The sequence below is a fragment of the Selenomonas sp. AE3005 genome (assembly GCF_000686945.1).
Classification (GTDB): Bacteria; Bacillota; Negativicutes; order Selenomonadales; family Selenomonadaceae; genus Selenomonas_A.
Map to the genome: position 1 here is coordinate 18,973 of NZ_JMME01000018.1, position 11,855 is coordinate 30,827.

The window sequence follows — 11,855 nt, forward strand, 5'->3', positions numbered from 1 at the left end:
CGGGGCTTACGGGCAGGGGGAAAATCATGTATGATAAAAAATCATAAACCTATTGGAGGCCAGGCTGGCATGAACTATGCGATAAGACGATTTCTGCAGTTGATACCGATTTTGTTTGGCATTACTTTTTTGTCGTTTTTGTTGATGTATTTAGCCGGCAGTGACGCGGTGACGGAAATGTACAGCAACCGGGGCGTCGAGGTCGCCCAGGAAATCATTGATGAACGAAAAGCAGCGCTGGGGCTGAATCTGCCTTTTTTTCAGCAGTATCTCAACTGGCTGGGGGCCATGCTGCAGGGGAATATGGGCATAAGTTATGTGACAGGGGAAGATGTACTTACGGCCTTTATGCGCAAACTGCCGGCCACGCTTTTGCTGACAGGTTCAGCTGTGGCTGTCACGGTGCTTATCTCCCTGCCTTGCGGCATTTTAGCGGCGGTGCGTCATGACCGGCTGGTGGATTTACTGCTGCGCTTTGGCAGCTTTTTAGGCAATGCCATGCCTAATTTTTTTGTGGCGATGCTGCTCATGGAGTTCCTGGGGATACAACTGGGGATTTTGCCGGTTATAGCCAGCGGTACGGATATCGAAAGTGCTATCATGCCGACGCTGACACTGGCCATTGCCATGTCAGCCAAGTATCTGCGGCAGGTGCGCAGCGCTGTGCTGGAGGAACTGAACAAAGAGTACGTGCAGGGGGCCAGAGCCCGGGGCGTGAGTGCAAACGTCATTCTTTGGAAGAATGTCATGAAGGCGGCCATGTTGACCATTATGACCTTGCTGGCGTTATCCATCGGCAGCCTGCTGGGGGGCACAGCGATTATCGAAAGTATCTTTATGTGGGATGGTGTCGGCAAGCTGGCAGTAGACGCCATAAATATGCGTGACTATCCCCTCATTCAGGCTTACGTCATGTGGATGGCCATTATCTATGTCTTTGTCAATCTGACGGCGGATTTACTTTATCATTATTTTGACCCGCGTATCCGGCTGGGAGGGAGTGCCAAATGAGTCAGGCAATGGCACCAACGGTGCGCCGGCAAAATGTGCGGCAGAATCATTTACAGAAGAAACTTTATATTTGGGGCGGTCTGGCATTGCTGCTGATATTGGCAGCATTTTTCAGTGATTATCTATGCCCCTATGACCCCTATGTGCAGGATATGAGCATGACCAAGGCGGCGCCCTCGGCAGAGCATCTGCTGGGGACTGACCGTTATGGCCGTGATATGCTGTCCCGGGTGATTGCCGGCAGTAAAACAAGTATCTATGCGACCTTGCTGCTGGTGAGTTTTATTACCATTTTCGGCAGCCTGGTGGGCATTATCTGTGCCTGGACAGGGAAATGGCTGGATACGGTGCTGATGCGTTTGTCTGATATGTTTTTGGCCTTCCCGGGACTCGTCTTTGCGCTGGCTGTGGCAGCGGTACTGGGGGGCGGTGTCCACAATGCCATCTTTGCCTTGGCGGCCATCAGCTGGCCCAAGTATGCCAGATTAGCCCGCAGCCAGACATTGGCCCAGCAGGCAGCAGTTTATATGCAGGCGGCGCGCATGGCCGGCAGCAGCAACTTTAAACTGATACGTAAACATGTTATTCCGAATATTGCCGGCCCCATTTTGGTCACGGCTATGCTGGATATCGGCACGATGATGATGGAACTGGCCGGCCTGTCGTTTTTAGGGCTGGGGGCCAAGCCACCAGTTCCTGAGTGGGGGAGCATGATGAGCGACACGAGAAACCTGCTGCCCACACAGCCGTGGGTAACGCTGGCACCCGGTTTTGCTATCTTTATTTCTGTAATGATTTTTAATCTGCTGGGTGATACGGTCAGGGATTATCTTGACCCGAAAAATAGGAGATAGAAATGACAGATATAATTCGTTATGAGCATGTGGATATAAGTTACAACGGGCAGCTGGTTGTTAATGATATAAGTTTTACCCTGCAGGCCGGCGAAATCCTGGGCATTGTGGGGGAAAGCGGCAGCGGCAAGTCAACACTGCTGAAAGCAGCACTGGGCATGCTGGGACGTGACGGCCTGGTGACACGGGGCGACATTTACTATCGCGGCCTGGACCTGCCGGATATCAACGAACGGGAAAGGCAGAAAATCAGTGGCGCGGAAATCGGCATGATTTTTCAGCAGGCCGGCAACAGTTTTTGCCCCATTCGTACAGTGGGCACACAGATAAAGGAAATGATGGCGGCACATGGATATGATAACGCCCGGCTCGTGGAGCAGGAAACCTGTGAAATGTTTACTAAATTTGGTTTCACGGAACCAAAGCGTATTTGGCAGAGCTATCCTTTTGAACTGTCCGGCGGTATGCAGCAGCGTGTGGGAGTAGCTGCGGCCATGCTGTTAAAGCCTAAAATCCTGCTGGCTGATGAACCGACATCGGCGCTGGATGTGACGGTGCAAAAGCAGGTCATTGAGGAAATGCTGCTGGCGCGTGAGCTCTTTGGCACGGCCATTATTTTGGTCACGCATAATATCGGTGTTATCAGGGCTATGGCCGATACGATGCTGGTATTACATCAGGGAAAAATGCAGGAATACGGCCCGGCTAAGGATATATTGGCAAATCCGCAGTCGGCTTATACACAGAAACTTTTGGCAGCCGTGCCAAAACTGAGGAGGTCAGCAGCAGGATATGGACAAGCTGTTGCAAGTTGCGCATCTTAAAAAAGTTTTTCCGCAAAAAGACAGGCCGGATATTGTGGCGGTCGATGATGTGAGTTTTTCCCTGCAACCAGGCGAGAAACTGGCTATTATCGGGGAAAGCGGCAGCGGCAAAACAACGGTAGCACGTCTGATTGCCCGGCTGACAGATGCGACAGAGGGAAAGATAATCCTGGCTGGTGAGGATATAACACGGGCCGGCGGGGCACAATTAAAAAAGGCCTATGCGAAAATGCAGATGGTGTTTCAAAATCCTGTGGACAGTTTTGACCCCAGATGTACCTTGGGGGACGGTATCAGTGAAAGCCTTATCAACCATGGACGGAGCAGGGCACAGGCCACAGCGATAACCCAAAAACTGTTGGCCATGTGCGAGCTGGGAGAAGAGTTTGCCCGGCGTTATCCGCATGAGGTCAGCGGCGGCCAGTGTCAACGGGCGGCGATTGCGCGGGCCTTAGCCATTGAACCGCAGCTGCTCATCCTCGATGAGGCAACTTCAGCGCTGGATGTGACTGTACAGGCGGAGATAATTTCATTACTGAACCGCCTGCAGCAGGAACGGCAAATGGCGTATCTTTTTATCTGTCATGATATAGCGCTCGTACAGGATTTTTGCGACAGGGTGCTGGTCATGCAGGCTGGCCGAGTCGTAGAGGCAGGTACGGCAGAGGAAGTGATTAACAATCCGCGTCAGGCTTATACCAGGACGCTGCTCGACAGTGTCTTGTGATGATTTATAGCAGCAGGAAGGAGATTTTTACAGATGAAATGGAAAAAACTACTGGCTTTAGGACTGGGCTTATGCCTGAGTATGGGCGTGCTGGCAGGTTGCGGCAGTGATAAAGGCGCCGGCACAGGGGGGAAGGTACTCACTATCGGGGATACCACCTTTAACAGCTCCAATGAAGAGCCGGACGTAAATCCGCATAACGCTTATGCCGGTTGGGCCTGTATCCGTTACGGCATAGGTGAGACGCTCATAAAATACTCCGACAATATGGAGATTCAGCCCTGGCTGGCTGTCAAATGGGAGAATGTGGACGAACTTACCTGGAAGTTTACCCTGCGTGATGATGTGACCTTCTCCAGCGGCCGCAAGCTCGATGCTGCCGCTGTAAAGCAATGCTTTACGCATTTGGTGGAGAATAATAAACGGGCGGCGCAGGATTTAAAGATTGACTCCATGGAGGCTAATGGGCAGGAGCTTATCATCAAAACCAAAGAGCCGAAACCGGCCCTGCTCAATTACTTAGGTGACCCATATGGCTGCATAATCGATGTGGAGGCCGGATTTGACAAGGGGATTGTGGCCGGCACTGGCCCTTACATTGCCGTAGATATGAAAACGGACGACCATCTGACACTGAAGAAAAACGACAAGTATTGGGGCGGCATGCCAAAACTTGATAAAATCACAATCCGGACCATAACTGATGGCAATACGCTTTCCAATGCCCTGCAGTCTGGTGAGGTGCAGGCCGCCTATGGCATGGCTTACGAAAGCTATCCGCTCTTTAGAAATGACAAATACAATATTTCGCAGATTTCCACTTCCCGTTGTTTCTTTGGCAAGATGAATTTTGACCCGGATTCGCCCTGTGCTGACCCGGCTGTACGTCAGGCTATTGCCATGGGGATTGACAAGGAAAACTTTGTTGCCAAACTGCTCGATGGCAATGGCTTTACGGCTAATGGTGTGTTCCCGGCCGGACCGGCCTTTGGCGGTGACAAGGTGAAGGCGGAAAAGTTTGACCCCGAGGGAGCAAAACAGGTACTGCAGGCTGCGGGCTGGGTGGATACGGACGGCGATGGCATCCGCGAAAAGAACGGCAAAAAGCTCGTTATTAAATGGCTGACTTACCCCAGCCGTCAGGAATTGCCGCTGTTGGCAGAATCTGCGCAGGCGACGCTGAAAGATATCGGTATGCAGGTAGAGGTCAACAATACGGCTGACAACAATCAGGTGGTGAAAGACGCCAAGGCCTGGGATGTTTACGCCATGGCCAATGTGCAGGCACCTACCGGTGACCCCGAATACTGGTTCACGGTATTCGCTGTTGGCACAGCTACCAAGAATCAGGGCAAATATCATAGTGCCAAACTTGACGCGCTGGAAACGCAGCTGAGCCGTGAATTTGACCCGGCCAAACGTGCCGAACTGGCGCTGGCCATGCAGCAGACTGTTCTTGATGACCACGCCTTTGTATTCTGTTCCTTCCTCAAAATGAGCATGATTTCCAAGGCCAATGTCAAGAACTACACCTCCCATGCCTGTGACTATTACCAGGTGACAGCTGATTTGGACGTGGAGTGAATCTTGACAAAATAGCGCTGCATTGATATACTAATTGGTGTTTTCGCGGATGTGGCGGAACTGGCAGACGCGCTGGATTTAGGATCCAGTGCCGCAAGGCGTATGGGTTCGACCCCCTTCATCCGCACCAAATGAAGATAGAGCGATAGCTTTCGGGCTATCGCTTTTTTGTATATTTTCGTGTATTGACTTATTGCCTTCCATCGGTTACAATGTACGAGTGCTTGTTAAGAAAGGCACAAAGTAAGAAGAAATCCAGAGAGAATAATCCTGTTGTTCTGGTGTACTAAAAGGACGTAAGTTCTAGCGCAAGTTCTTGCAAGCGGAGCGAATGCTTGCAAGAAGACGAGGAGAAGGTTGTCGAAACGTCAGCGGATGCCTTCCGGTTAGCTCAGCCGATAGAACCTGATGAAAGTCCCATTGTGAGGTGGGAGACAAGTCAGGGGAGAGCGCAGCAGGATAGTACAATTTAATAGGAGGTACTATTATGTGTGGTATCGTAGGTTATGTCGGTGACAAAGAGGCAGCAGGTTTTCTGGTTGAAGGTCTGGCTAAGCTGGAGTATCGTGGTTATGACTCCGCTGGTATCGCTGTCTTTGACGGAGCTAAAATCGGCGTGGAAAAGAGTGTAGGGCGTCTCGCCGCACTCCGTGACAAGCTGAAAAGCCATGAGCTCAAGGGCACGATGGGTATCGGTCATACCCGTTGGGCAACGCATGGCCGTCCGTCTGATGTCAACTCCCATCCCCATACGGATTGCTCCGGGGATTTCGTGGTGGTACACAACGGCATTATCGAAAACTATCTGACGCTGAAGGAAGAACTCATCGAAAATGGTCATTCCTTCAAGTCGGAAACGGATACGGAAGTAGTAGCCCATTTAATCGAAGAAGTCTACAATGGTGATTTTGTGGCATCTGTCCGTGAAGTTCTGCGCCGCGTGGAAGGTTCTTACTCGCTCGTATTCATGAGCAGCAAGCATCCTGGTACGCTGATTGCCACTAAGCAGGATAACCCGCTGGTTATCGGTGTAGGCGAAGGCGAAAACTTCATCGCCTCTGATATTCCGGCTATTATTCAGCGCACCCGCCGTACTTACATTCTGAACGATGGTGAATTGGCTGTTATCACGAAGGACAGCATCAAGATTTCCAATCGTCAGGGTGAGCCCGTGACCAAGAAGATTTTCGAGGTTAACTGGAACGCTGAGGCTGCCGAAAAGGGCGGTTATGAGCACTTCATGCTCAAGGAAATTCATGAACAGCCGAAGGCTGTCCGTGACACCATGAGCCAGCGTATCGCTAAAGACGGCAAGACCATTGTGATGGACGAGCTGAAATGGGACGCTGACTATCTGAACTCCTTTAACAAGATTTATATCGTAGCCTGCGGCACGGCTTATCATGCCGGCATGGTGGGTAAATACTATATCGAAAAACTGGCCCGTACGGTCGTTGAAGTAGACGTGGCGTCTGAATTCCGCTATCGTGAGCCGATTGTGGATGAAAACACGCTGTTCATCGCTGTTTCCCAGTCCGGTGAAACCAGTGATACGCTGGCTGCTATGAAGGAATCCAAGCGTCTGGGTGCCAAGACTTTGGCCATCACCAACGTGGTTGGTTCTTCCATCGCCCGTGAGGCTGACCAGGTGCTCTACACCTGGGCTGGTCCGGAAATCGCTGTGGCCTCCACGAAGGCTTACACGACGCAGATTGTGCTGTTCTTCATGCTGGCTCTGTACATGGCCGAAATCAAGAAGACGGTTGCTCCGGAACGTGTAGCTGAACTCATTGCTCAGCTGCAGAAGATTCCGGCACAGATCAGCGAAACGCTTTCCGATGTGGAACCGCTGAAGACCTTTGCTAAGCGCTATGGTTTCAATGACGATGTATTCTACATTGGCCGTGGCTTGGACTATCATGTAGCATTGGAAGGTTCCCTGAAACTTAAGGAAATTTCCTATATCCATGCTGAGGCTTATGCAGCCGGCGAACTCAAACACGGCACGCTGGCCCTGATTGTGGAAGGCGTTCCTGTTATCGCTCTGGCTACGCAGAAGAGCGTTTACGAAAAGACGCTTTCGAACATCAAGGAAGTCAAGGCTCGTGACGCTGTGGTTATCGGTATCGCTACCGAAGGCGACGAGGAACTGGAGAAATATGTTGACCATGTGATGAAGGTTCCCGAAACGGACGAACTGGTTATTCCGATTCTGACCGTTGTTCCCCTGCAGCTCCTGGCATATTATGCCGCTATCACCCGTGGCTGCGATGTGGATAAACCGCGTAACCTGGCTAAATCCGTTACAGTTGAATAAGATTTTCATACAGCAGGATGAGCGTATTGCTCATCCTGTTTTTTATGGATTTTTACTATTAAATGTGATAAGATGGATAACGCAGGCCATTTACAGGACAGCTATTGTCGGGCTGCAATACACGATAAGAAAAGGGACGATAAATGGAAAAAGAACTTTTGCGTCTTGAACGCGTCAACAAAAGCTATGATGGTCGGCAGATTCTTGAAGACCTGGATTTAACCATTCACGAGAATGAATTTGTGACTCTTTTGGGCCCTTCGGGTTGTGGTAAGACCACTATCCTGCGGCTGATTGGCGGTTTTGAAACCCCGGACAGCGGTAAAATCTGGTTTGACGGTCAGGATATTACCAATTTGCAGCCGGAGAAACGGCAGGTCAATACGGTGTTTCAGAAGTATTCCCTGTTCTCGCATATGGACGTGGCAGAGAACATTGCCTTTGGCCTGAAACTCAAAGGGAAAAGTTCAAGTTACATTCGCGATAAGATAAAATATGCCTTGAAACTTGTGAATCTGGACGGTTATGAACACGCCCGGGTTACGCAGATGTCCGGCGGCCAGCAGCAGCGTATCGCTATTGCCCGGGCTATCGTCAACGAGCCGAAGGTTTTGCTGCTGGATGAACCTTTGTCCGCACTTGACCTCAAACTGCGGCAGAACATGCAGCGCGAGCTGGTAAAGATTAAACGGGAACTGGGGATAACGTTCGTGTTCGTCACCCATGACCAGGAAGAGGCACTGTCAATGTCGGACACGGTGGTGGTCATGAACCAGGGCTGGATTCAGCAGATAGGCACGCCGGAAAATGTTTACAATGAACCGGAAAATGCTTTCGTGGCTGACTTTATCGGTGACAGTAATATCATCGATGGCACGATGGTTCGCGACCGGCTGGTGCATTTGCTCGGCAAAGATATTCCCTGCATTAACACGGGTTTTGGTGAAAACGTGCCTGTCGATGTGCAGATTCGCCCGGAAGATATTCAGATTTGTGCCCCGGAGGACGGGCAGTTTACCGGCAGAATCAAGCAGGTTGTCTTTAAGGGAACCGTGTATGATATCACCATTGAGGCTGGTGGGTTTGAGTGGCTGGTGCAGACGATTACCGGTCATGAGCAGGGCAAAGAGGTCGGCATTAAACTGGCAGCGTCAAACATTCAGATTATGGCCAAGCCCGAATCTGAGGATGAGGAGGCGGTGACCGATGAATGAGCGCCTCAGCAGCCAGCGGTTTCTGGCCTTGCCCTTCGGCTTATGGGCGGCGCTGTTTATCGTGCTGCCACTGTTTTTCGTTCTGTGGAACGGTCTGACGGACGGCGCGGGTTCTTTTACGCTGGAGAATATCCAGACGGTACTCCAATGGGAGTACCTAAAAGCACTGGGCTTATCGGTGGAACTGGCACTTATCAGCACAGTTATCTGTCTGGTAATGGCCTATCCCCTGTGCCTTATCCTGCGTGAACGCCGGGAAAATCTGGGCATATTGGTCTTTGTGTTGTTTTTGCTGCCGTTGTGGATGAATTCCCTGCTCACCACGATGGCCTGGCAGACGATTCTGGAAAAACATGGCCTTATCAATATGTTTTTAACCTGGCTGGGCCTGCCGGCGGTGCAGATAATCAATACGCCGCTGGCTATCATCATCGGCATGGTGTATAATTTCCTGCCCTATATGGTACTGCCGCTGTATGTGGCCTTAAACCGTATTGATGACAGTATTATTGAGGCCGCCCGCGATTTGGGGGCCAATCATTACCAGACTCTGAAACGGGTATTGCTGCCGCTGTCCATGCCGGGCATTATCAGTGGCTCGACCATGGTATTTATTCCGGCCCTGACTACCTTCGTTATCAGTGCTCTGCTTGGCGGCAACAAAGTACTGCTGGTGGGTAATATCATCGAACAGGAATTTACCGCCGCTTATGACTGGCAGCTGGGCAGTGCGCTGTCCATGGTGCTTATGGTTTTCATCATCTTAAATATCCTGTTGGAGGCCTTTACGGAAAAAGAGGAACGCCATCAGGTTGAGAAAGGAAGGCCATAATGCAGAAAGTAAAAAACATTTATCTGGGCGCCATTGTGGCATTTCTCTATGCACCGATTGTTGTGCTCATTGCGCAGTCCTTTAACGCCAGCCGTTACCGCGGCCAGTGGACGGGTTTTACCTGGGACTGGTATGCTAAGCTGGTGGAAAGTGAAGATATTTTAAACGCCTTTACCAATACGCTGACCATCGGGGTGACCTCAGCTTTGCTGGCAACGCTGCTGGCGTTGATTACCGCCCTGGGTATGCGGCAGATGGGACGGCAGAGCCGCATGCTTATGCGCGGCCTGGCTAATATCCCCCTGCTCAATGCCGATATCGTTACGGGTATTTCCCTGATGTTACTCTTTTTGGGGCTGGGACTCCGGCTGGGGTATGATACCATTTTGCTGGCGCATATCGTCATCAATCTGCCGTATGCGATGTTGTGTATTTTACCGCAGGTATTATCCATGGATAAGGTCTGCTATGAGGCTGCCCGTGACCTTGGGGCCTCGCCATTGCTGGCTTTCCGCAAGGTAATCCTGCCGGAACTGGCACCGGGCATTGTCGCCGCTTTTCTCCTGTCCTTTGCCATGAGTGCCGATGATTTTATCGTGACATATTTTACCAAAGGTGCCGGCATAGAGACATTGACGACGGAAATATATTCAGAATTGAAACTGGGTGTGCACCCGGAAATGTATGCTTTGTCCACCCTGTTCTTTTGCGGGGTTCTGGTTTTTGCGGCACTTCTTATGCTTAATTACAAGGTTATCCGCCGTTATCGGCAGGCAGAAAGGAGTGACCAGGGCTGATGAGATTATTAAAGAAACAGTATCTGCGTTCCTTACTGGCTGTACTGCTGGTTATGGCGGCCTTTTCCCTGTCCGGCTGCGATATGTTTGACAAGGAAGAGGAGGACGGCGATAATGTGCTTTATGTATATAGCTGGGGTGACTATCTCAGTGAAGATGTCATAAAGCAGTTTGAAGAGGAAACTGGCATAAAGGTGGTACTCGATGAGTACGACACCAATGAGAGCATGTATCCCCGTATTGCGGAAGGGGCGGAGGCGTATGATGTGCTGTGCCCCTCGGACTACATGATTGACAAGCTGATTCATAACAATCTGATTCAGCCCTTGGACTATAATAAACTGCCGCAGGCTAAGGCTAACATCAGCAAGGACTTCTTCGAGCAGGCCAAGGCTTTTGACCGGGAAGGCTGCTATACCGTACCTTATTGCTGGGGAACGGTAGGCATTATGTACAACACGAAACTGGTGAATGAGCCGGTGGACAGTTGGCAGATTCTCTGGCAGGAAAAATATCGGGACAGCATTCTCATGCAGGATTCTGCCCGTGATGCCATCATGGTGCCGCTGAAGATTTTGGGTTATTCCATGAATACTACCAACCAGGCTGAGCTGGAGGCGGCGCGGGATATGCTCATTGCCCAAAAGCCCCTGGTACAGGCTTACGGCGTGGACGATATCCGCGATAAGCTGAGTTCCGGCGAGGCAGCTTTGGGCGTGATTTTTTCCGGCGAGGCTATTAACCTCATGAAGTCCAATCCGGATTTACGTTTCCAGCCTGCGCCTAAAGAAGGAACCAATGTATGGATTGATGGCTGGGTTATTCCCAAGAATGCCCGTCATGTGGAAAACGCTCATAAATTTATCGATTTCATGTGCCGTCCGGATATTGCTGCAGCCAATTTTGAGGAATTAGGTTACTCTACGCCGAATACCACTGTACGGGAACAAGTGGAAGAGGACCTTGGCGAATATGTTGATGTGGCTTTTCCGCCGGAAAATGTATATAAAGGCCAGGAATCCTATAGTTATTTAGGCGAGGCTCTGGACAAATTGTATACGAAATTGTGGTTGCAGGTAAAAGTTAACTGATTTATACAGGAAAAATGGTCTTTTTGTCGAATAACACTTAAGGAACAAATGTTCAAGAGGAGGAATGAACATGAATGTAAAAGCCGAAGTGTTTAAAAAATATCTGGAAGAAAAAAAGATTGAGGCCTTTCAGATTGAAGAAGTAAAAGACGATGCCCAGGAAACTGTGGTATTTCGTTCGCATATCGTAGTGGAAGGTCAGCAGCTGCCGACCTTGGTACTGCTCGATGCCAGCGTTTTTTCCATGATTCGTGTGCAGATTTCTCCGAAGGCCCGCACGGAAGAGAATGAGTTGTCTGTTCTGCGCATGATTAGCGAGCAGAACATGAAATACAAGCCCTTCAAGCTGTATTTTGACCAAAATGGTGCTCTGATTCTCGATGTCTGCCTGCTGACTCCGGGCAGTGAGGAAAAGGACTTCCCCCAGCTGGGTGATGAAGTTTATGGCATGTTTGATGTGCTGATTAAGTTCCTGGAAGAAAACTATCGCAGCTGGATGAAAGAAATCTGGTAAGATAGCTGTATAAGTATCAGTCTATAAAGGCTCTGTCCGTTATTGTGGACAGGGCCTTTTAGTTTACATATTTACATTAACCATTGACAT

Annotated in this window: 11 protein-coding genes and 1 tRNA gene; all 12 read left to right on the top strand. The window is 50.2% G+C overall.

Features of this window, described 5'->3' with window-relative positions; genetic code table 11:
- Positions 1-30: 30 nt before the first annotated feature.
- The 12 genes from DL94_RS0110780 to DL94_RS0110840 all read left to right on the top strand — a co-directional run bounded on the left by DL94_RS0110780 (position 31) and on the right by DL94_RS0110840 (position 11,765).
- A complete protein-coding gene (locus DL94_RS0110780; protein ID WP_231464666.1) occupies positions 31-1,011 on the top strand; it encodes an ABC transporter permease in 981 nt (326 codons plus the stop codon).
- Positions 1,008-1,865, top strand: a complete 858-nt coding sequence (gene nikC / locus DL94_RS0110785) for a nickel transporter permease (protein ID WP_028130165.1) — start codon at positions 1,008-1,010, stop codon at positions 1,863-1,865. The genes DL94_RS0110780 and nikC overlap by 4 nt, the downstream gene beginning before the upstream one ends.
- 2 nt (positions 1,866-1,867) lie before the next feature.
- A complete protein-coding gene (locus tag DL94_RS0110790; protein ID WP_028130166.1) occupies positions 1,868-2,689 on the top strand; it encodes an ABC transporter ATP-binding protein in 822 nt (273 codons plus the stop codon).
- Positions 2,658-3,416, top strand: coding sequence for an ABC transporter ATP-binding protein (locus tag DL94_RS0110795; protein ID WP_028130167.1), 759 nt, complete (start codon positions 2,658-2,660; stop codon positions 3,414-3,416). Before DL94_RS0110790 ends, DL94_RS0110795 begins: the two co-directional genes overlap by 32 nt.
- Before the next feature lie 33 nt (positions 3,417-3,449).
- Positions 3,450-5,000 (top strand): ABC transporter substrate-binding protein, encoded by a 1,551-nt coding sequence (locus DL94_RS0110800; protein ID WP_028130168.1) that lies wholly within the window; start codon positions 3,450-3,452, stop codon positions 4,998-5,000.
- Positions 5,001-5,045: 45 nt separating this feature from the next.
- Positions 5,046-5,130, top strand: a tRNA-Leu gene (locus tag DL94_RS0110805).
- A 357-nt stretch (positions 5,131-5,487) separates the two neighbouring features.
- Positions 5,488-7,317 (top strand): glutamine--fructose-6-phosphate transaminase (isomerizing), encoded by a 1,830-nt coding sequence (gene glmS / locus DL94_RS0110815; RefSeq protein ID WP_028130169.1) that lies wholly within the window; start codon positions 5,488-5,490, stop codon positions 7,315-7,317.
- A 143-nt stretch (positions 7,318-7,460) separates the two neighbouring features.
- Positions 7,461-8,531 (top strand): ABC transporter ATP-binding protein, encoded by a 1,071-nt coding sequence (locus DL94_RS0110820; protein ID WP_028130170.1) that lies wholly within the window; start codon positions 7,461-7,463, stop codon positions 8,529-8,531.
- Positions 8,524-9,363 (top strand): ABC transporter permease, encoded by an 840-nt coding sequence (locus DL94_RS0110825; protein ID WP_028130171.1) that lies wholly within the window; start codon positions 8,524-8,526, stop codon positions 9,361-9,363. The genes DL94_RS0110820 and DL94_RS0110825 overlap by 8 nt, the downstream gene beginning before the upstream one ends.
- Positions 9,363-10,160, top strand: a complete 798-nt coding sequence (locus DL94_RS0110830; RefSeq protein WP_028130172.1) for an ABC transporter permease — start codon at positions 9,363-9,365, stop codon at positions 10,158-10,160. Before DL94_RS0110825 ends, DL94_RS0110830 begins: the two co-directional genes overlap by 1 nt.
- A complete protein-coding gene (locus tag DL94_RS0110835; RefSeq protein WP_028130173.1) occupies positions 10,160-11,251 on the top strand; it encodes an ABC transporter substrate-binding protein in 1,092 nt (363 codons plus the stop codon). The genes DL94_RS0110830 and DL94_RS0110835 overlap by 1 nt, the downstream gene beginning before the upstream one ends.
- A gap of 70 nt (positions 11,252-11,321) precedes the next feature.
- Positions 11,322-11,765 (top strand): hypothetical protein, encoded by a 444-nt coding sequence (locus DL94_RS0110840; protein WP_028130174.1) that lies wholly within the window; start codon positions 11,322-11,324, stop codon positions 11,763-11,765.
- The last annotated feature ends 90 nt before the right edge of the window (positions 11,766-11,855 follow it).